The sequence below is a fragment of the Acinetobacter sp. 778_lipA genome (genome assembly GCF_058242985.1).
Window position 1 is genome coordinate 1,934,407 of sequence record NZ_JBZAYT010000001.1, and the last position, 20,115, is coordinate 1,954,521.

Annotated in this window: 18 protein-coding genes; 7 read left to right on the forward strand and 11 right to left on the reverse strand. The window is 37.6% G+C overall.

The genetic code is table 11. The annotated features are described in order from the left end of the window. Positions 1 to 8 precede the first annotated feature (8 nt). Entirely contained in the window at positions 9 to 2,285 is a 2,277-nt protein-coding gene (clpA, locus tag AC4CUY_RS09085; protein WP_336951392.1) for an ATP-dependent Clp protease ATP-binding subunit ClpA, read from the forward strand. Between the two features lie 59 nt (positions 2,286 to 2,344). Here clpA and AC4CUY_RS09090 read toward each other — a convergent pair whose 3' ends face one another. Continuing rightward, positions 2,345 to 3,253: an alpha/beta hydrolase gene (locus AC4CUY_RS09090; protein WP_419327478.1), complete on the reverse strand. Its 909-nt coding sequence runs from the start codon at positions 3,251 to 3,253 to the stop codon at positions 2,345 to 2,347. Between the two features lie 220 nt (positions 3,254 to 3,473). Between AC4CUY_RS09090 and AC4CUY_RS09095 the strand changes: the two genes are divergently transcribed. After that, positions 3,474 to 3,827 carry a YnfA family protein gene (locus AC4CUY_RS09095; RefSeq protein WP_004720731.1) on the forward strand — a complete coding sequence of 118 codons (354 nt, stop codon included), beginning with the start codon at positions 3,474 to 3,476 and terminating at the stop codon, positions 3,825 to 3,827. A 13-nt stretch (positions 3,828 to 3,840) separates the two neighbouring features. Here AC4CUY_RS09095 and AC4CUY_RS09100 read toward each other — a convergent pair whose 3' ends face one another. The 5 genes from AC4CUY_RS09100 to AC4CUY_RS09120 form a co-directional block, all read right to left on the reverse strand. Beyond that, positions 3,841 to 4,908 (reverse strand): hypothetical protein, encoded by a 1,068-nt coding sequence (locus AC4CUY_RS09100; protein WP_490774003.1) that lies wholly within the window; start codon positions 4,906 to 4,908, stop codon positions 3,841 to 3,843. Positions 4,909 to 5,040: 132 nt separating this feature from the next. After that, positions 5,041 to 5,271, reverse strand: coding sequence for a hypothetical protein (locus tag AC4CUY_RS09105; RefSeq protein ID WP_336951389.1), 231 nt, complete (start codon positions 5,269 to 5,271; stop codon positions 5,041 to 5,043). 242 nt (positions 5,272 to 5,513) lie between these two features. Continuing rightward, positions 5,514 to 6,596, reverse strand: coding sequence for a tRNA (uridine(54)-C5)-methyltransferase TrmA (gene trmA, locus AC4CUY_RS09110; protein WP_419360390.1), 1,083 nt, complete (start codon positions 6,594 to 6,596; stop codon positions 5,514 to 5,516). 161 nt (positions 6,597 to 6,757) lie between these two features. Then, entirely contained in the window at positions 6,758 to 7,657 is a 900-nt protein-coding gene (locus AC4CUY_RS09115) for a LysR family transcriptional regulator (RefSeq protein WP_490774004.1), read from the reverse strand. An 88-nt stretch (positions 7,658 to 7,745) separates the two neighbouring features. Next, positions 7,746 to 8,174, reverse strand: coding sequence for an HD domain-containing protein (locus AC4CUY_RS09120; protein ID WP_004720720.1), 429 nt, complete (start codon positions 8,172 to 8,174; stop codon positions 7,746 to 7,748). A 121-nt stretch (positions 8,175 to 8,295) separates the two neighbouring features. Here AC4CUY_RS09120 and AC4CUY_RS09125 point away from each other — a divergent pair, with 121 nt between their 5' ends. Further along, the gene (locus AC4CUY_RS09125; RefSeq protein ID WP_336951385.1) at positions 8,296 to 8,631 is read left to right on the forward strand and encodes a hypothetical protein; all 336 of its coding nucleotides are present in this window, start codon (positions 8,296 to 8,298) and stop codon (positions 8,629 to 8,631) included. 235 nt (positions 8,632 to 8,866) lie between these two features. Here AC4CUY_RS09125 and AC4CUY_RS09130 read toward each other — a convergent pair whose 3' ends face one another. Continuing rightward, positions 8,867 to 9,820 carry a LysR substrate-binding domain-containing protein gene (locus tag AC4CUY_RS09130; RefSeq protein WP_336951383.1) on the reverse strand — a complete coding sequence of 318 codons (954 nt, stop codon included), beginning with the start codon at positions 9,818 to 9,820 and terminating at the stop codon, positions 8,867 to 8,869. A gap of 345 nt (positions 9,821 to 10,165) precedes the next feature. Here AC4CUY_RS09130 and AC4CUY_RS09135 point away from each other — a divergent pair, with 345 nt between their 5' ends. From AC4CUY_RS09135 to AC4CUY_RS09145, 3 genes are all read left to right on the forward strand, one after another. Further along, a complete protein-coding gene (locus tag AC4CUY_RS09135; protein ID WP_336951382.1) occupies positions 10,166 to 11,389 on the forward strand; it encodes an acyl-CoA dehydrogenase in 1,224 nt (407 codons plus the stop codon). Between the two features lie 247 nt (positions 11,390 to 11,636). After that, the gene (locus AC4CUY_RS09140; protein ID WP_490774005.1) at positions 11,637 to 12,953 is read left to right on the forward strand and encodes an MFS transporter; all 1,317 of its coding nucleotides are present in this window, start codon (positions 11,637 to 11,639) and stop codon (positions 12,951 to 12,953) included. Positions 12,954 to 13,031: 78 nt separating this feature from the next. Further along, complete coding sequence (locus AC4CUY_RS09145; RefSeq protein ID WP_336951379.1) at positions 13,032 to 14,261, forward strand: CaiB/BaiF CoA transferase family protein; 1,230 nt, start codon at positions 13,032 to 13,034, stop codon at positions 14,259 to 14,261. A 149-nt stretch (positions 14,262 to 14,410) separates the two neighbouring features. Here the strand turns inward: AC4CUY_RS09145 and ppk1 are convergent, their stop codons facing one another. From ppk1 to AC4CUY_RS09165, 4 genes are all read right to left on the reverse strand, one after another. Continuing rightward, positions 14,411 to 16,516 carry a polyphosphate kinase 1 gene (gene ppk1, locus AC4CUY_RS09150; protein ID WP_336951378.1) on the reverse strand — a complete coding sequence of 702 codons (2,106 nt, stop codon included), beginning with the start codon at positions 16,514 to 16,516 and terminating at the stop codon, positions 14,411 to 14,413. A gap of 206 nt (positions 16,517 to 16,722) precedes the next feature. Continuing rightward, positions 16,723 to 17,193, reverse strand: coding sequence for a hypothetical protein (locus AC4CUY_RS09155; RefSeq protein ID WP_336951377.1), 471 nt, complete (start codon positions 17,191 to 17,193; stop codon positions 16,723 to 16,725). Positions 17,194 to 17,288: 95 nt separating this feature from the next. Beyond that, positions 17,289 to 18,209, reverse strand: coding sequence for an ornithine carbamoyltransferase (gene argF / locus AC4CUY_RS09160; protein WP_336951376.1), 921 nt, complete (start codon positions 18,207 to 18,209; stop codon positions 17,289 to 17,291). Between the two features lie 128 nt (positions 18,210 to 18,337). Next, positions 18,338 to 18,991, reverse strand: coding sequence for a TetR/AcrR family transcriptional regulator (locus tag AC4CUY_RS09165; RefSeq protein ID WP_336951375.1), 654 nt, complete (start codon positions 18,989 to 18,991; stop codon positions 18,338 to 18,340). A 236-nt stretch (positions 18,992 to 19,227) separates the two neighbouring features. Here AC4CUY_RS09165 and prpB point away from each other — a divergent pair, with 236 nt between their 5' ends. Next, positions 19,228 to 20,112, forward strand: a complete 885-nt coding sequence (gene prpB / locus AC4CUY_RS09170) for a methylisocitrate lyase (RefSeq protein WP_419820463.1) — start codon at positions 19,228 to 19,230, stop codon at positions 20,110 to 20,112. Positions 20,113 to 20,115: the final 3 nt, after the last annotated feature.

Sequence of the window (20,115 nt, forward strand, 5' to 3'; positions counted from 1 at the left end):
GGGGTTTCATGCTCAGTCGTCAATTAGAAGTTTCACTCCGTTTGGCTGTTAGCATGGCTCGTCAAAAGAGACATGAGTTTCTTACGGTTGAACATTTATTATTGGCTTTACTTGATAACGATTCAGCGGTAAATGCACTAAAAGCATGTGGTGCTGAGATTATCAGTTTGCGCAAAGAGTTAGAGGAGTATGTAGAACAACATACGCCTAAACTAGGAGAAAACAACGACCAAGCCCCTCATCCAACTGAAAGTTTTGACCGTATCTTACAACGTGCAATTTTCCACGTTCAGTCAAGTGGTGGTGACCGCACAGTAGAGGGTGCAGATGTACTGGTTGCGATGTACTCTGAACGAGATTCTTTTGCCGTTTATTTACTAAAACGACATCAAATCAATCGTTTGACTTTAACCCAATATTTGTCACACGGTGCGCGTAAAGAAGAAATTCAAGTTGAAGAAGAATCTGATGATTTAGAAGGTGAATCAAGTGCTTCAGCAAATGCTGGACCTCTTGAACTTTATACCTTGAATTTAAATATTGAAGCGCAAAAAGGCAAAACTGATCCTTTAATTGGGCGTGAAAAAGAAATTGAACGAACTGCTCAAATTCTTTGCCGTCGCCGTAAAAACAACCCATTGCTTGTGGGTGATCCTGGTGTGGGTAAAACATCGATTGCTGAAGGTCTGGCATGGTTGATTGTGAATGGTAAAGCGCCTAAGCCACTTGCGACTGCTGAAGTGTTTAGTTTAGACATCGGTGCATTGGTTGCGGGTACAAAATACCGTGGTGACTTTGAAAAACGCTTGAAACAGCTTCTCAATGCTTTGAAAAAGAAACCAGAAGCAATTTTATTTATTGATGAAATTCATATGATCATTGGTGCTGGCTCAAGTATGGGCAGTACCATGGACGCATCGAATTTAATCAAACCTGCGTTGGCAAATGGTAGTTTACGTTGTATTGGTTCAACCACATTCCAAGAATATCGCCAAGTATTTGAAAAAGATCATGCACTATCACGCCGTTTCCAAAAGATCGATGTGAATGAGCCTTCTATTTCGGAGACAATTGATATTTTGCGTGGTTTGAAAAGCAAGTTTGAAGATTTCCATCATGTTAAATATGAAGATACTGCGCTAGTTTCAGCGGTTGAGTTGTCTGCTAAATTTATTAATGATCGTTTCTTGCCAGACAAGGCGATTGATGTGATTGATGAAGCTGGTGCACAGCGTCGTTTAAAAGCTGAACAAGATGATACCTTGATTACAGTTGAAAATATCGAAGATATTATTTCGAAGATTGCACGTATCCCGCCAAAAACAGTATCTAAAGATGATAAATCGGTACTTGAATATCTAGAGCGTGATCTTAAACGTGTGGTATTTGGTCAAGATGAAGCGATTACAGCTTTGGCTTCTGCGATTAAACTGTCACGTGCAGGTTTGAAAGCACCAGATAAACCAGTAGGTAGTTTTGTTTTTGCTGGTCCTACAGGTGTTGGTAAAACAGAAGTGACCAAGCAGTTGGCAAAACAGTTGGGTGTAGAGCTTGTTCGTTTCGATATGTCTGAATATATGGAACGTCATGCGGTTTCTCGTTTGATTGGTGCGCCTCCAGGTTATGTTGGTTATGATCAAGGTGGTTTACTGACTGACGCCATTCATAAGAATCCACACTGTGTCCTGTTATTAGATGAAATTGAAAAAGCACATCCAGATGTTTTTAACTTGCTATTGCAAGTCATGGATCATGGAGCTTTAACTGACAATAATGGACGTAAGTCTGATTTCCGTAATGTGATTATTGTATTGACTACGAATATTGGTGCTGAAAGTATTTCTCGTAACAGTATCGGCTTTACTGAACAAGACAACAGTCATGACAATCAGGAAGCGATGAAACGTGCATTTGCACCAGAATTCCGTAATCGTTTAGATGGCGTAATTCAGTTTAAAGCATTGCCTACCACAGTGATTGAGTCTGTTGTTGATAAGTTCTTAACTGAACTTCAAGCGCAGTTAGATGATAAAAAAGTGGTACTTGAAGTCGATCAATCTGCTCGAGATTGGATGGCTGAGAATGGCTATGATCGTTTAATGGGTGCTCGCCCAATGCAACGTTTGATTCAAGAACATTTGAAGAAACCACTTGCTGAGATGATTCTATTTGGTGAGCTTGCAGATCATGGTGGTAACGTTGCTGTCTCTGTGAAGAAAGAAAATGGTAAGGCTGTAGGGCTGACATTAGAAGTCTTTGAAGATCAGACTGCTGAACCAGCATAGTTGTGAATGAGCTTTAAAATAACCCGCATTGATTGCGGGTTATTTTTTGAATTATGCGCTTATAAAATATCAATTTTCTTTAACCAAGTTAAGAATAATGTCGGCCATTGTGTTGTTTCAGTATTGGCTTTGCCTAAGCCCCAGCCATGTCCACCATTTTTGAAAAGATGTAATTCATAAGCGATCTTGTGTTGCTGCAAAGCGGTTTGCATATTGAGGCTATTCTGAACAGGTGAAATCGGATCATCGATGGCGTGTGCTAAAAAGGTTGGAGGTGTATTCTGTTTGACTTGTAAATCTACTGAAAACAAGATTTGTTTGGCTAAATCATGTTTTGATCCAAATAAGCTTTTATAAGCATGGGTATGATCTAGCGGCGCTTGCATACTAATGATTGGATAGAGTAGCGCCACAAAATTAGGCTGAGCGGAAATTTGATCAATCGGATCATTTAAACTCGAAAATTGTTGTTGCCATTGTGTCGCAATGATGCCAGCTAAATGCCCACCTGCGGAGAAACCCAGTACACCAATTTTGTCTGGATCAATGTTGAATTGATTTGCATGATAACGAATGATACGCAGGGCTCTTTGGCCATCTTCAAAGGGCACAAGCAGATTATTACCATCCTGATTAGGTAAGCGGTAAATTAATTCAAATACGGTAAATCCCTGTTTTTGTAAAAACTGTGCAGTTGGCGTGCTTTCTTTGGCCAATTCCTCTCTGGCATAACCCCCACCACTAATGACTAAAATAGCGATGTGATTGCTCTGTTTGGGGCAATATACCCACAGTTGAGGAGAGTTGATATGCTCAATAGCACCATGCTTATTTATCGTAAATTGTTCATTGGATGGTGCCAGTGTCGCGCTATTGGGCCATAGTGGAAGACTCAGTGTTGCTGCATCTACATTTTGGCTAAGCCATAGGAAAATGAAGAAATTAAACACGAAATGATTTATTTTCATCCATAAAAAGCCAAAAATTGTAGATGCTGATATTTTATCCTGTTTTAAACAGGGCAAACTCATCAATATATTTTAAAAATGTATGCTTTTGTGGATGAGGCAAACAATAAGTACAATTTATAGATAAAAGCTTAGCCGTTTTAGTATGCTCAAAATTTTATTGCTTAGCTCGCGTGAAAATCACATATACTCTAACTTCATGATTATTCTTTGAGTATCAATGGACATTGCATTTACTAAAATTTTAACTACGATTTTATTATTTCTTGTCACAGCTGTTGCAGAAATTTTAGGTTGTTATTTTCCTTATTTGATTCTGAATCAAAATAAAAGTCATTGGTTATGGATACCTACCGTTTTAAGTTTGGCGGTATTTGTCTGGCTATTGACCTTGCATCCTGCTGCTTCAGGGCGTATTTATGCCGCATATGGCGGTATCTATATCTTTAGTGCACTGATGTGGCTGAAATTTGTCGATCAAGTCAGTTTAACTCGCTGGGATTTGTTTGGTGGGTGTATTGTAATCATTGGGGCTTTGGTGATTATTCTGCAACCGCAAGGTTTGATTCGTTAAGTCTTCAACAGCATCATTTTACAGTATCTTGTGTTGCTTCAAGTTGATTGATCTTACATACTTTGGGAATTGCTTTACGATATGCAGCATAATCCTGTTTATATTGTTTAAACCATTTCTGATATTCAGGATTCAGCCTTAAATTGGCAAGATTCGGTTCATTTTCAAAAGAGGATGGTTCTGTATTGTTCTCATCAGAAAATTCCAATTGTTTTAAGTAGGAGAGTGCTCTATCCGTTTGACTAAGCAGCGCATAGAATTCAGCGAGGAATTCCTTTTCTCGTTGAGTTTGCTTACGGTTCTTATTCACCACAGCTTCAATTTTAACCTGATTATCACGCAACCATTTTTCAGCAAGCTTCGGGTCTTCATGATTGAGATATTTAAAATACTGTTGCGCTAAAATAATAAAATTTCCTGCATCGAAAGCTTGATTGGGATCAGATAAATAGTGAAATAAAGGCTTTTTAAGTATATTAATGAGGCGTTTTTGCTCATTCTCCTCAAGATGATATTTCTGTAACAGCATCAGTTTGTCACTGAGTACAGCATAATAATTTTTCTCATACTCCTCATTGTCTGGTTGCAACTTCATTAAGGTCTCAAATAATTGTTCAGCCTTTAGCAAATAGTTTAGACGTAGCGTTGGGTCTATGTTTTTCCGATAATACACCGACATTTGTGCATAGAATAAACCTAAGTTATTGATTGCGATTGTATCTTTAGGATCACGTTTTTTTAACGCAAAATACGCCTGCTCAGTAAGTTCTTGAAAAGGCTGAGAGAGCGTGGTGCAGTGTTGTTCAAGCAAATATTCAGCGTATCCAGAAGTCAGAATCGCATAGTTGTGTAAATAGATGGAATCGTTATATTCAATGTCTTTGGCTTTTAACAGTTTTTGCACATTGGGTTGGGCCTTCTGGATTTGAGCCTTAATCTGTGGTTCAATTTTGGCCAGATTTTTGGTTGCTAATACTTGATCGCTTAAATCTTCTATGGCTTGAATTTCATCATCGTTGATATCTGCATAGCTAATTGAAGCGTTGAGTGATAATAAAAAAATAAGAATTTTAATTTTCATTGTTGATTCTGCGTTTATCTATTCTTTGAAATAATTGTATACAAGCCAAGAAGAAACATCAAAAATTGTTCTATTGGAATTAAAAAAGCATCCAGTAAACTGAATGCTTTTTTTCTTAGCGGTCATCCATGACTATTGGATAGGTGGATGCTGTAATTGGTTTAACTCTTTTTTACTGAAACCTCTAGAGACAAGTACCTTCTTAATCCCAGTAATCACATCCTGATCTGTCGCTTTCATCAAAGCTGATAAAAGTTGATCATTGGATTTACAAGAGCAATCATTTTCAACACATGCAATTTGATTTTTATGTTCATTTTGCAATGTATCTTCAGCCGTAAACAGCTTTTGCCAAAAACTCATAGAGCCTTCATACACAACCTAACATAGTTCGAAATATAGCCGTTTTTTAATAAAATACAAGATCTGAGAGAAATAGATGATCGAGTTATAGGCTGATTTTTTCGATGATTTGAGATGTTTTAAACGGTTTGTTAAAAGACCATGATTTAAATGAATTATAACTTAATGATATATCAATAAATAATTTAAACAAATAGCTGCCATGTCAATTTACATGGCAGCCAAATCTTGTAATAAATTGTTTAAATTTTTTCGAGAAGAACTCCAGATTCTACATGATGGGTGTAAGGGAATTGATCAAACATCGCAAATTTCACAATCTTATGGGTTTTAAGCAAGGTTTTTAAATTGTCGTGTAATGTATCTGGATTGCATGAAATATAAAGAATACGTTGAAAACCTTGCAAAAGCATTAACGTATCGTCATCAATCCCTGCACGCGGTGGATCGACAAAAACTGTATCAAACTCATAACCCTGAATGTCTATTTCTGCTTCTTGTAAACGACGGAATTCACGTTCTCCGTTATAGGCCTGAGTAAACTCTTCTGCTGAAAGACGTGCAACTTGAATATTGTCGATCTGATTTTGTTGAATATTCCACTGTGCCGCGTAGACCGAAGATTTTGCTAATTCAGTTGCCAAAACATGGTTAAAGCTCAAGGATAAGGGTAGGGTAAAGTTACCATTACCACAGTATAACTCGAGTAAGTCTTTATTTTTGCCCTCTACTGACTGACAAGCCCATTGCAACATTTTTTGGCAAACTTGTGCATTGGGTTGAGTAAAGCTACTTTCAATTTGCTTATATTGAAATTTACGCTCAAAGACTTTTAATTCTTCAACAACAAATTCATCGGTTAAGATAACTTTTTGTCCGCGACTGCGGCCAATGATTTTAACATTCAACTTATCAGCCAATTGTTTTGCTAAAACTTCCCATTCTTCACTGAGTGGTGCACGATAAATCAATGAAACCAGCATTTCGCCCTTGAGCGTTGCTAAAAAATGCACTTCAAAAAGACGTTTTGATAAGACTAAATCGGCTTTTAGCTCAGCCAATAAAACTGGCATGAGCTGATTTATACTTCGATCTGCAATCGGAAATTCATCAATGCGAGCAACGGTTTTTTGTTGATTTTCATCTCGTTCAAACATGGCATAGAACATATCATCTTCGGTATGCCAAATTCTGAATTCTGCACGCATACGAAAGTTTTGTTCAGGTGAAGCAAATACTTCTAATGATGGTGGATTAAATTCTGCGAATTGAGTTTGGATTCGTTCAATTTTGGCATCAAGCTGTTGTTGATAAGATGAAGTCATATAAATCAGAAAAACATTGGAATTAAGCAGTAGCGATGGTATCAAAAATAGGAACAGATGGACACAATATTGCAGTCCATCTTTGTCAATTTATTGAGAATGGCTTGTGTATTTAATAATCCTAAGTTTTCTTTAGCAAAACGATAATGTGGAGCAACCGTTTAACACTTGCTTAAGTGCTTAACCAAATAATCAATAAAAACTCTTACTGCAGGAAGTAAGCCACGGCGCGAAGGATAAACAGCATGAAAGATCCCATGCGGTGCTTTCCAGTTAGGTAAGACACGGACCAATTCGCCTGTTGTGACAAAATCATTGGCAATGGTGTCTGGAAGTAAGGCAATACCACAATTTTGACTGGCTAATTTTGCCAACATCATTAAATCGGAACCCATGAGTATAGGGTTAACTTTAATTTTTTTCTGCTGGTTTTCACTGTCATGTAACACCATTTGTTGGTCTAAATGTTCATCAACCATACTTAAAATACGGTGTTCAGACAAGTCTTCAGGTTTTTTCAGCATGCCAAATTCATTTAAATATGCTTGACTTGCAAGGAGATGCTGTTCAATTTGTCCAAATTTTCTCAGCACTAAGCTCGGGTCATCATCTAGATTTGCGCGAACACGCAAGGCAACATCAAAACCTTCATTGATAATATCTACTCGGCGATTACTCACTAGAAGTTGTACTCTGATTTCAGGGTAAGCTTTTAAAAAATCGGGAAGAATTTTGGATAATTCACTTTGTGCAACAGTTACAGGGACACTTACTTTAATAACACCACGAGGTTGTTCGCTAAGATGATCGACCAAATCATGCGCTGATTGTGCAGCATTCATCATCACTTGGGCATGGCGGTAAATATTCATACCAATGTCAGTAACAGCAAAATGACGAGAACTCCGCTGAATTAAACGAACTCCTAATTTTTCTTCTAAATTATATACACGGCGACTGAGCTTGGATTTAGGGATATCCGTTGCACGTTCAGCCGCACTGAATCCCCCATGCTCTACAACCAAACCAAAGCAGTAAAAGTCATCCAAATCAGTGAGCATAAATACATTCCATAATTGCAACAATGATGCACTATTAAACTTAACTGTTGCATCAAGTCAACTTATTAATTGTGAAAATTTTCTAAGATTAGGCATTGCCTGTCATGAGAATATTCTGAACTTGCTTATATTCTTCTAATCTCAAAAGGTCTTTAGTCGTCGGGTGTGGAATACGGGTGATATCCATGTTATCAGCAACATCTGCCAGTTTTACCACACGTGCAATTGGATTCTTTACTGCACGGTAGGCAGCTTCGATTCTAGATTCGCCTTCTTTTTTGGTTAAGGCAACAACTGCATCGACAATTTCTTGACTAAAGCCAAGTGAGATTAAATCGACCACAGTGGTATCGGTATCTTCCAAGATGTCGTGTAATACAGCAACAATCTGTTGATTGGGTGTTTTAACTTTGAACATCAACCTCAGAGGGTGAAAAATATAAGGCTGTTGTGCTTTATCTTTTTGGCCTGCGTGTTTACGAGCTGCTAAAGCAATCGCTTTTTCAATCGTTGACATAATATCCTTAGCTTTGTTTCGTGTATTTATTAAATATTAAAAGCAGTTTTAGATTTATCTAAAACGAGTGTTAAATTTCTCTAACTCGTTTAAAATACAATTTTATTCTGTTCCAAAGCGTATGCCATTTCAACTGATCACTTTAGAAAATTCTCAAGAAAATGTTACATGCCCACATTGCCGACATGCGGTCATTGATTGGAATGAAGAACAATATCTACAACCATGTATGCATACCTTGTTTATTGCGATGGATTTGGGCTTTGAATATATTTCAGATGCATTTGAAGCGACCATGCAGCGTAGCGTCGATGAAATCCATGCTCATGATGATCAGGGATTGAATATTTTCAATGAATTATCTGAGAGTAGTTATCCTCATTATCTGATTTATAAAATAAGCTTAGGTGTTGTAGGGGATCAAGATTTTTATCGTTATATTGGATTTGGCGCTTAAATTTTAAGATCGGTAGTCATTCGGTTTAAATACTGCGCAATTGAATATCGTGTTTCTTTTAGCCTACTCTTATTAAAATTCCAAATAGTAATTAAAAATAGCGGAGTAGGCTTATATTTTCTGTTGTAGGCGCTGTTGATTTCACCTCCTACAACTTGAGTTTTATCATTACAATATAGAAATTAAGCTACATTCTATAAATCTTGAATAAGCTATTGTTTAACTCGAAATCGCGTTATTTTAAAAAAGCACTTTTTGAACGCTCAACTTCAGTCAATAACCATTCAACAAATTTAGCAATGAGAGGCGTTTGCTGTTGTTCTGCATAGACAAAATAATAGGCACGTGAACCTTTTAGTTTTATTTCTGATGCGATAATTAAATCACCTGAGCGCAGTTCTTTTTCCAGGAGTTTTTGTGGAATAAGTGCAACCCCCATATGATGTATTGCTGCCACCGCAAGCATCGAAAATAATTCATGACGTTGTCCTTCTAATGTAAAAGGATGCTCATAACCAGAAACTTCAAACCACTCTTTCCAAATATAGGGGCGTGTGGTTTGTTGAAGTAAGGGCAGCGTGGCAATCTCTTCCGCCGATAAGCTGCGACGTAAATCTCCAGAAGGTTCTCTTAGCTCTGGAAAATGCTTAAAAATTAACTCAGCAGAACACACAGGAACAACATCTTCATTCATTAGATAGTGGACTTTTGCACCTGGCCAATTTTCAATTTGTGCAGGCGTACCTGTATATATTGCAGCGTCAAAAATATGCTCACTGAACAAAAAAGGTTTGGTACTGGTTTCTAAATGAATGGTAATTTCAGGGTATATTTCATTGAATTTATACAGTCGGGGTAAGAGCCAGCGTGTTGCAAATGTCGGTACAACCCCCAATTTTAGAGTACCACCTAAACCCTTATGACTCATTAAATCGAGTGTGCTTTGCTCAATACCCAATAAATGAGTTTTGATGTTTTTATAATAATGCTCACCTGCCTGGGTTAATTCAACGCCATGCCGTGTTCTGTTAAATAAATTGAGTCCTAAAAAATCTTCGAGTTGTTGTACTTGGCGAGATATGGCACTTTGAGTAAGATGCAGCTCCTGAGCTGCAAAGGTATAACTTAGGTGCTTGGCAGCCGCTTCAAAACATATCAGTGATTGTAATGAAGGAATCATTCTACGCATATTCATTCCTTGAATATCAAAGTTAAATAATGGCTAAATTTAATCTATTTATATCTAGCAAAAAGAGCTTAAACCAAAGTAGATGTTTGCAATGAAACTTTCATCAAACCACTTGGTTTTATCTAAAATAAAAATTTATAAGAGGACGTAAAGGTGATAAAAGTTCGCTAAAAAGCCTCGTTTAATACCAACATAATTGAACAGTAGTCATTGAGCGAGCCATGTTATAAAAACACAAGATATGCGTAAATGGAATATCTGAGTGAGTATTAATCGTTTGAAAGTATGAATTTTCACACCTAACATCAGTACTAAGACAACAAGATATGTTCAGCAAAGGATGCTATGAATCAAATGGTTAATTCTACAAAAACGGCACGAGTTCAATTTAACTGGCAAGATCCATTTTTATTGGAACAGCAACTTACTTCTGAAGAACGCATGATTCGTGATGCTGCTTATGCCTATTCTCAAGACAAACTGATGCCAAGAGTTTTGGAACAATTCCGCCATGAAAAAACAGATGCTTCTATTTTTCGTGAAATGGGTGAATTGGGTTTGTTGGGACCGACAATCCCTGAAGAATATGGGGGCGCAGGTTTAAACTATGTCAGCTACGGTCTCATTGCCCGTGAAATTGAACGTGTAGATTCGGGTTATCGTTCAATGGCAAGTGTACAAAGCTCATTAGTGATGGTGCCTATCAATGAATTTGGTAATGAAGAGCAAAAACAAAAGTACTTACCAAAATTAGCTTCTGGCGAGTTTATTGGATGTTTCGGTTTAACAGAACCTGATCATGGTTCAGATCCAGGCAGTATGATTACCCGTGCCAAAAAGGTCGAAGGTGGTTATCGTTTGACTGGTGCAAAAATGTGGATCACCAATAGTCCAATCGCTGATGTATTTGTGGTCTGGGCTAAAGAAGTTTCTGCTGAAGGCAATGTTGGTGAGATTCGTGGTTTTATTCTAGAAAAGGGTTGGGAAGGACTTTCTGCACCTGCGATTCACGGCAAGGTCGGTTTGCGTGCATCGATTACCGGTGAAATTGTAATGGACAATGTTTTTGTTCCTGAAGAAAATGCATTTCCCGAAATTCGTGGTTTGCGTGGACCATTTACTTGTTTAAATAGTGCACGTTACGGTATTGCATGGGGCGCGATGGGGGCGGCAGAGTTTTGCTGGCATACAGCACATCAATATACGATGGATCGTAAACAATTTGGACGTCCACTGGCCGCAAATCAATTGGTGCAAAAGAAACTTGCAGATATGCAAACTGAAATTGCTTTAGGACTGCAGATCGCATTACGCTTTGGACGTATGAAAGATGAAGGCATCGCTTCTGTAGAAGGAACTTCACTGATTAAGCGAAACAATTGTGGTAAAGCCTTAGATATCGCACGTGTTGCTCGTGACATGATGGGTGGCAATGGCATCAGTGATGAATTTGGTGTTGCTCGCCATCTGGTCAATCTTGAAGTCGTCAACACTTATGAAGGTACACATGATGTACATGCCTTAATTCTCGGGCGTGCACAAACAGGTATTGCTGCCTTTAGTAACTAAAAATCAACTGTTTTAAAACAGGGATGCTTAAAGTTAGCATCCCTTATAGGATTTTTTGCCTTAAATTTTATAAAAACTAAGGTAAAAATAAATCAATGATAAAAGGATTCATCGTGAAAAATATCTGATTATTCTTTTAACTCTCATACTTAACTCTAGATTCATGCAATAAAAATAACAAAGAAATAAGTAGAGAGAAAGATAAAAAGTGACCGATGACTCATTTGGGAAAATGAGGTAGAGGAAAATGAACAATGATGTTCGATCAGTTACAACTTCAACAAAATTATCCATGCCATCCAATATTGGAACTTTTGAAAAAATAGGCCCAAATACTTGGAAATGGGCACTTTTATTCGCTTATTTCGCTATGGTCGTCGATGGCGTAGATATCATGTTGTTATCCTATAGCTTAACCAGTTTAAAAGGTGAGTTTGCATTATCTACTTTTCAGGCAGGGGCTTTAGGCAGTGCATCTCTAGCAGGCATGGGGATTGGTGGGATTTTAGGTGGATGGGCATGTGATAAGTTTGGCCGAGTACGTACCATTGCCAATTCTGTATCGTTTTTTTCAGTTGCAACATTTTTGTTAGGCTTTACCCAAAGTTTTGAACAATTTATGGCATTACGATTTATTGGCGCATTAGGTATTGGGGCCCTTTATATGGCATGCAATACCCTTATGGCTGAATACGTTCCTACAACGTATCGAACTACGGTATTGGGTACATTACAAACAGGGCAAACCGTTGGATATATTGTTGCCACATTATTAGCTGGTGCAATTATTCCTGAGCATGGTTGGCGAGTTTTGTTTTTTATCACGGTTATTCCAGCTTTTATCAATATTTTCTTGCAACGCTTTGTACCTGAACCAAAGTCTTGGCAGCTCAACAAAATCAATCAGCTTCAAGGCAAAAAACCAGTTGAAGCCACAGTACCAGAGAAACCGAAAAGTGGCAGTATTTATAAACAAATTTTTGCCAACTTTAAGCATCGTAAAATGTTTTTATTGTGGATGACTACGGCATTCTTCTTACAATTTGGTTACTACGGAATCAACAATTGGATGCCAAGTTATCTAGAAACAGAAGTGCATATGAACTTTAAGAATATGACCAGTTATATGGTGGGTTCATACACAGCAATGATTTTAGGTAAGATCTTAGCGGGATATCTGGCTGATAAATTTAATCGTCGTGCAGTATTTGTGTTCGGTACTATAGCCAGCGCTGTCTTCTTACCTGTGATTATTATCTTTAATACACCAGACAATATTTTGTACTTATTGATCACTTTTGGTTTCTTATATGGCATTCCTTATGGCGTAAATGCGACCTATATGGCGGAATCATTTTCTACTGATGTGCGAGGTACAGCAATTGGTGGTGCATATAACATTGGGCGAGTGGGTGCAGCTATTGCCCCAGCAACCATTGGTTTCCTTGCTTCGGGCGGAACATTTATGACGGCATTTATCGTGATGGGCGCAGCTTACTTTGTTGCAGGGGTACTGCCTGGCTTATTTATCAAAGATCGTCAATATGACCCACAACAACAATAGTCAACGCTTGTTTAAACAGATTTAATAAATCGCAAAATTGAGGAGTATTCACTTACTCCTTACATAGAGGTAGAACATATGGGTGCATTACAAGGAGTTCGAGTTTTAGATTTGAGTCGAGTACTGGCAGGTCCGTGGTGTGGACAAGTTCTTGCAGATCTAGGCGCCGAAGTGATTAAGATTGAACGCCCTAAAGTGGGTGATGATACCCGTATGTGGGGTCCGCCTTGGATGCGTGATCAACAGGGTAAAGCGACACGAGAATCTGGGTATTACCAATCTGCGAATCGCAATAAATCCTCAGTGGCAATTGATATGGCAACGCAAGATGGACAGCGATTATTACAACAAATGGTGAAAACCGCAGATATTTTGATTGAAAACTTTAAAGCAGGATCCTTGAAAAAATATGGATTGGATTATGAAACCCTCAAGCACATTAATCCAAAATTGATCTATTGCTCTATCACTGGTTTTGGTCAAGATGGACCGCGTGCAGAAGAACCGGGTTATGACTTTATCATTCAAGGTATGTCTGGCTTGATGAGTATTACTGGCGAAAAAGAAGGTGAGGTTGGGGCAAGCGCACAAAAAGTTGGTGTAGCAGTGGTCGATATCCAAACAGGGCTATATGCAACAATTGCGATTCAGGCAGCACTGATTTCTCGTCAGCAAACTGGTGTGGGGCAATATATTGATATGTCTTTGCTGGATGTACAGGTTGCTGGACTCGCCAACCAAGGTATGAACTATTTAAGTTCAGGTGTCGCTCCCCAAAGAATGGGTAATCATCATCCCAATATTGTGCCTTATCAGACTTTTAAAGCGCAAGATAAGGAATTTATTCTAGCTTGTGGTAATGATAAACAATTTAAAGACTTATGTATTGCTATTGGAAAACCTGAATTGTTAGATCAACCCAATTATCTCCGTAATCAAGATCGAGTGAAGTATCGTCAAGAATTGGTCGGTTTGTTGTCCGAATATTTTTTATCAAATACCGCAAAGCATTGGGTCGATGTAATTCATGCGGTAAAAGTACCTGTTGGCGTGATTAATTCAGTTGCTGATGCTTTAGATGAACCTCAAATTCAATATCGTAAAATGGTGGTCAATATTCCACATTCAGATAATCCTAATTTTAATGTGATTGGTTCACCGATTAAAATGACAGGAACACCTGTTGAATATCGCAATGCGCCACCACGCTTAGGAGAACATACCAAAGTGATTTTAGAAGAATTTTGTTCAGATGATGAATTATTACAATTAAAGCAACAAGGGGTTATTGAGGGTATTGGCTTATAATCGGCTGATTTTAAGAAATATTGAAATCAAAGCATATGATCAATCAAAGTTATGTCTTAATTGGAGTTCTTCAATGCCGCATTAATCATTCAAACCCTCCTTTTTTAAGGAGGGCATCCTGAATCATTTAAAATAACAATATGAAAGAATTACGCTGTAGTGGGAATAATCCGTTGTTGCATCAACACCTGTTGTGCAATATAAGGTTTTTCGTTATCTTTGGGTTGAATTGCATGCCATTGATCATTGGCATTGAGTTCCCAAGCACGAATGTTGTCCTTTAAATAACTGAGTAGCCCATATTCAATAATCTGTTTTTTAAGCTTTTTATCTTCAATCGGGAAGCAAGTTTCGACCCGAGAAAATAAGTTGCGACCCATCCAGTCAGCACTTGCGCAGTATAAGTCCTCATTCGCATCATTATAAAAATAATAAACACGAGTATGTTCTAGGAAGCGCCCAACAATCGAACGAACTTTAATATTTTCAGAAAGCCCTTCAATTTGTGGTCTTAAACAACAGATTGAACGGATAATCAGCTCTATTTTAACCCCAGCTTGAGATGCTTTATACAAAGCTGTAATGAGTTTAGGTTCAGTCAATGCATTGACTTTAATGATGATACGGGCTTTTTTACCTGCTTTTGCATGTGCCGTTTCTTGCTCAATCAAATGTAACAGCTGAGAGTGTAAGGTGAAGGGAGCATGAAAGAGTTTTTTTAACTTTAACAATTTACCCATACCAGTCAGCTCTTGGAAGATCTTATGTACATCTTCACAAATTTCATCATTTGTGGTGAGTAAACCATAGTCGGTATACATTCGTGCATTTCCCGCATGATAGTTGCCTGTACCAAGATGTACATAACGTTTAAGTTTATCGATTTCTCGTCGCACAATTAAAATCATTTTGGCATGGGTTTTATAACCGACAATACCATACACCACAACTGCGCCAGCTTCTTGCAGAAGATTTGCGACGATAATATTGGATTCTTCATCAAAACGCGCACGTAACTCGATAATCGCTGTAACTTCTTTCCCATTGCGAGCAGCTTCTGCCAGCACTTGTACAATTTCCGAGTCTGGGCCACTACGATATAAGGTTTGTTTAATTGCTAAAACATTGGGGTCTTTTGCCGCTTCTTTGAGTAGATTGATAACGGGCTGGAAAGAATCAAATGGATGGTGTAAGAGTAAATCTTGCTTGCTTAATATTTCAAATATTTTATTTGAATTTCTTAGGGCTTTTGGAATAACAGCTTGATAAGGCTTAAATCTTAATTCTGGAATATCAAAATCGGTAATCAGTCGCGTTAAATTGACAGGACCATTTACTTGATAAAGATGTTGTGGATCTAAATCAAATTGTTCTAATAAATAATCATTAATTGAGTTTGGGCAATTATCTGCGATTTCTAAACGAACTGCGCGACCAAAACGACGTGAAGATAATTCATCTTTCAATGCCACTGCCAAATCATCGACATCTTCTGCCAAGGTTAAATCAGCATTACGGGTGACACGGAATTGGTAGCATCCTGTTGCTGTCATACCGGGAAATAAATCACTGATATGTTGTTGGATAATGGCTGACAATAAAATGTAATGTTCTGCACCGTCTGTGAGCTCGTTCGGTAAGCGCACTACACGCGGTAAAGAACGCGGAGCGGGTACAATGGCCAATTCTATTTGACGACCAAAAGCATCTTTTCCTTCTAAGGTGACAATAAAGTTTAAACTTTTATTGACCAAACGCGGGAAAGGGTGAGCAGGATCTAAGCTAATTGGTGTTACAACAGGTTGTACTTGCTTAAAAAAGTAATTTTTAATCCATTCCGCGTGTTTTTCTAAAATGTCATTATATTGGATGAATTTGACGCCATAGTTTTCTAATGCAGGCAATAACACATGATTTAAAGTGTCGTATTGCTCTTGAATCGCAAGATGTGCGTTATGCGAAATTTGCTCAAGAATCACTTCGTTTGGAATACCATCCGGTGCCGTGGTAAGGGTTTTGAAATCCAGTTGTTTCATTAATCCAGCGACACGAATTTCAAAAAACTCATCTAAATTACGTGAAAAAATAATGAGAAAATTCAACCGTTCAAGCAAAGGATGAGCTTCATCTTTTGCTTGGGCTAACACACGTTTATGAAATTCTAGTAAGGAAATTTCACGATTAATATAGCTGCTTGAGCTATGTTGAAATTCAGGCGTGGTTAAACTTTTTGAAGCGGGCATGATCTGCGTCATTTGAAACTGTCTTAACGACCTTGAAGGGCATAGTAAGTATTCTACATGACAAATTTGTTACAGATAGCTAAAATGTTGAAAATTGTCTTAAACTTAAACGATTAAAAAATATTAATTTTTTAATCGTTTAATCATGTAGAAAAAAATAAAATCTGTTTAGACAAAATGCCAATTGATACGATGTACCAAGACAATATTATTACAAATTAAAATTTGCATTGCTCATTTTTGAGTTTGAGCTCATATGTTTTCTGTTCAGACATCAGTTTTATTTTTACATAATAGGGATTTTGGCGTTGGAACTCATTTTCAAAAAGTAAATGACAATTTTCAAGCATACCTTCCATTAAAAGTTGCAGGGTCTTTTCTTTACCCACGCTGTTTGAAAATTGGTTAAAATCTGCTGATGTAATTAAGCCTTGCAAATCAACATGATCATGATACATATGAATTTTCTCAATCACCGTGTTTTGATCAATTTGTACAGGAAGTACGCGAGAGTCTTCTTCACTTAACGCAGTTAAAACATCATCTAAATTTTGTTGATCTATAATTTTATAATGCTGCCCAATCAACTTCTTTTGAATCAAATAATCATCTAATTCAGTTGCATAACTATTCTGAGAAATGAGTAAGTATACTGACATTGCGAATAAAGGAATTATTTTAAATTTCATTTGAATTATACACATATTAAAAGTATGGATTTTATTATACTGAAACAAAAAATAAGCACCATAGTCGGTGCTTATTTTTATTGAAAGAATATAGTTTAGTCTTTGTTTAAATTTTCATTGATTAAAAATTCAACCAAGGCTTTTTGTGCATGTAAGCGGTTTTCTGCTTCATCCCAAACCACCGCATTTTTGTGATCCAGCATATTTTCTGAAACTTCTTCACCACGATGGGCAGGTAGACAATGCATAAATAGACAATCTGGATGTGCTAAATCCATTAGTTTTTCATTGACTTGGTAAGCGGAAAAGGCTTTTTCACGAATTTTTTGTTCTTCTTCTTGGCCCATACTTGCCCAAACATCAGTCACGATCAAATCTGCATTCACTGCTGCGTCTTCTGCCGATTCAAAAAGTTCAACGCAATGTGCAAATTCAGAAAGAAATTCAGGTTTTGGTTCATAGCCTTTCGGTGAAGCAATTTTTAACTTGAAGCCCCACATGTGCGCAGCTTCAATATATGAATTACACATGTTATTGCCATCACCAATCCATGCTACCGTTTTGCCATTGATCGAACCACGATGTTCAACAAATGTTTGTACATCTGCAAGTAGCTGGCAAGGGTGGTGGTCATCAGTTAACGCATTGATAACAGGGACTGTTGAGTATTCAGCAAAACGTTCAACAATATCATGACCAAATGTACGAATCATCACGATATCAAGCATGCTGGATATTACTCGTGCAGAATCTTCAATTGGCTCACCACGACCCAATTGAGTGTCGCGTGATGAAAGGAAAATTGCACTGCCTCCAAATTGGCTCATACCAGCTTCGAAAGATACACGAGTACGGGTACTCGACTTTTCAAAAATCATCCCCATGACTTTTCCAACAAAGGGTTGAAATACTTCGTTGTTGTGTTGTTTTCGCTTTAACTCTTGAGCACGTTCAATGATACGGTTAAGTTCAGCAGTGGATAAATCACGTAAAGTAAGAAAATGTCGTAGAGCCATGGTTACTCCACAATAATTGTTTAGTCAAAACCAATAGGGAAATTGACCAACAATTCATTGTTGGTGGTTGATGAAAATAAAAAGGAGAATCAGCTAATATACTATATGAATATGAAAACGCAAAAAAATTAGACCTTTTGATGTCCCTCTAAGAAGCGATCTACACAATAACTTACGCAGTTGAGTATTTCTTGATCAGAATCTTTGATTTCAATCCCCATTAAAATCCGCCATTCTAAATTTCTGAGAATTCCAAAATAAAATTGTGCTGAAAATAAGGGGTTTGGGCAAGTGAGTATTTGATTTTCTACACAACGCTCTAAGGCGCATGCAATAGAAAGTTGTACTTGCTTTGGTCCCTTCTCATGAATATAGACAGCTAATTGTGGATCCTTTTGGGAGCGCTCTAAAACCAAGCGTATGAAAGCAATATTTTCAGGAATGATCATATGCTTATAAAAGTTAATTAAGGTATTGATCAAATATGCTCTGAGCTCATTCAACGCGGGGTTAAATGGAATACAGATATCCTTAAAAAATAAATCACGACGATAGTCACAGATCGCTGTAAATAGACCTTCTTTACTGCCAAAATATTTGTAAATCGAGGCTTTTGATCCGCCTGCATGATTCACGATGTCATCTAAAGATACTGCATCATAACCGTTCTCTAAAAAAAGATCGTTTGCACTAATCAGTAATGCCAAGCGACGTTCATGCCCACGTTTAGTTTGTGGAAAATCACATCCTGTAGCTTCAACTTGTGCTAAATCTTCGTTCATAAATTACTGATGAAAAATGGGTTGTAACTATTATATCAAAGATGTCAATAAATTTCTTAGCAAACATGCTATTGGAAAAAATGATTAAAAAAAGTGTATAAAAATGAAAAAATGAATCAAAATTCATTTTTCTTTGACTAAAGTTTTAGAGTAATATACCTAAATGGTCATATGCGAAATATAAATTATGACTATACTCAAAACTCAATAAACAAGTGACCACTGTGGAAGGGAATATGACACAACAGACGTCTGCAGGCTTAAGATTTAGACAAGCTCTAGAAGTGGAAAAACCATTACAAATTATTGGTACAGTCAACGCTTATGCAGCGATGATGGCGAAACAGGTGGGTTATAAGGCCATCTATCTTTCTGGTGCTGGTGTGGCAAACTATTCTTATGGTTTACCTGATTTAGGTATGACCAGCTTAGACAACGTATTGGAAGATGTTCGTCGTATTACAGAACGTGTAGATACACCCTTACTTGTTGATATTGATACAGGTTGGGGTGGTGCATTTAATATTGCACGTACAATTAAACAAATGATTGGTGCTGGTGCGGCAGCTGTCCATATTGAGGACCAAGTTGCACAAAAGCGTTGTGGTCATCGTCCAAATAAAGAAATTGTTTCTCAACAAGAAATGGTTGACCGCATTAAAGCAGCAGTTGATGCAAAAACAGATTCTAACTTTGTCGTGATGGCACGTACAGATGCATTGCAAAAAGAAGGGTTGCAAGCCGTGATTGATCGTGCTTGTGCATGTGTCGAGGCTGGCGCAGATGCGATCTTTGCTGAAGCAATGACGGACATTACCATGTATAAAACAGTCTGTGATGCAGTAGGTGTTCCTGTTCTTGCAAATATTACAGAGTTTGGTGATACACCTTATTACACCACTCAAGAGTTAGCTGAACAGGGCATTAGCATGGTGTTGTATCCACTGTCTGCAACACGTGCAATGCAAAAGGCTGCCCTAGAAGTCTTCCGTTCAATTCGTGAAAATGGTACACAAGTCAATGTACTGGATAGCATGCAACAACGAAAAGAACTTTACGAATTCCTTGATTATCACACTTTCGAAAACACTCTAGATAAACTGTTCACCCAGGAGAAATAATAA

What these genes read in the sequence shown, in the direction of transcription:
- AC4CUY_RS09100 (WP_490774003.1), bottom strand. Translation starts at nt 4,908, where the DNA reads ATGAAAATTAAAATTCTTATTTTTTTATTATCACTCAACGCTTCAATT.
- AC4CUY_RS09090 (WP_419327478.1), bottom strand. Translation starts at nt 3,253, where the DNA reads ATGAAAATAAATCATTTCGTGTTTAATTTCTTCATTTTCCTATGGCTT.
- AC4CUY_RS09140 (WP_490774005.1), top strand. Translation starts at nt 11,637, where the DNA reads ATGAACAATGATGTTCGATCAGTTACAACTTCAACAAAATTATCCATG.
- AC4CUY_RS09105 (WP_336951389.1), bottom strand. Translation starts at nt 5,271, where the DNA reads ATGAGTTTTTGGCAAAAGCTGTTTACGGCTGAAGATACATTGCAAAAT.
- AC4CUY_RS09130 (WP_336951383.1), bottom strand. Translation starts at nt 9,820, where the DNA reads ATGCGTAGAATGATTCCTTCATTACAATCACTGATATGTTTTGAAGCG.
- clpA (WP_336951392.1), top strand. Translation starts at nt 9, where the DNA reads ATGCTCAGTCGTCAATTAGAAGTTTCACTCCGTTTGGCTGTTAGCATG.
- AC4CUY_RS09145 (WP_336951379.1), top strand. Translation starts at nt 13,032, where the DNA reads ATGGGTGCATTACAAGGAGTTCGAGTTTTAGATTTGAGTCGAGTACTG.
- AC4CUY_RS09095 (WP_004720731.1), top strand. Translation starts at nt 3,474, where the DNA reads ATGGACATTGCATTTACTAAAATTTTAACTACGATTTTATTATTTCTT.
- AC4CUY_RS09135 (WP_336951382.1), top strand. Translation starts at nt 10,166, where the DNA reads ATGAATCAAATGGTTAATTCTACAAAAACGGCACGAGTTCAATTTAAC.
- AC4CUY_RS09165 (WP_336951375.1), bottom strand. Translation starts at nt 18,991, where the DNA reads ATGAACGAAGATTTAGCACAAGTTGAAGCTACAGGATGTGATTTTCCA.
- AC4CUY_RS09120 (WP_004720720.1), bottom strand. Translation starts at nt 8,174, where the DNA reads ATGTCAACGATTGAAAAAGCGATTGCTTTAGCAGCTCGTAAACACGCA.
- AC4CUY_RS09115 (WP_490774004.1), bottom strand. Translation starts at nt 7,657, where the DNA reads ATGCTCACTGATTTGGATGACTTTTACTGCTTTGGTTTGGTTGTAGAG.
- AC4CUY_RS09125 (WP_336951385.1), top strand. Translation starts at nt 8,296, where the DNA reads ATGCCATTTCAACTGATCACTTTAGAAAATTCTCAAGAAAATGTTACA.
- trmA (WP_419360390.1), bottom strand. Translation starts at nt 6,596, where the DNA reads ATGACTTCATCTTATCAACAACAGCTTGATGCCAAAATTGAACGAATC.
- prpB (WP_419820463.1), top strand. Translation starts at nt 19,228, where the DNA reads ATGACACAACAGACGTCTGCAGGCTTAAGATTTAGACAAGCTCTAGAA.
- argF (WP_336951376.1), bottom strand. Translation starts at nt 18,209, where the DNA reads ATGGCTCTACGACATTTTCTTACTTTACGTGATTTATCCACTGCTGAA.
- AC4CUY_RS09155 (WP_336951377.1), bottom strand. Translation starts at nt 17,193, where the DNA reads ATGAAATTTAAAATAATTCCTTTATTCGCAATGTCAGTATACTTACTC.
- ppk1 (WP_336951378.1), bottom strand. Translation starts at nt 16,516, where the DNA reads ATGACGCAGATCATGCCCGCTTCAAAAAGTTTAACCACGCCTGAATTT.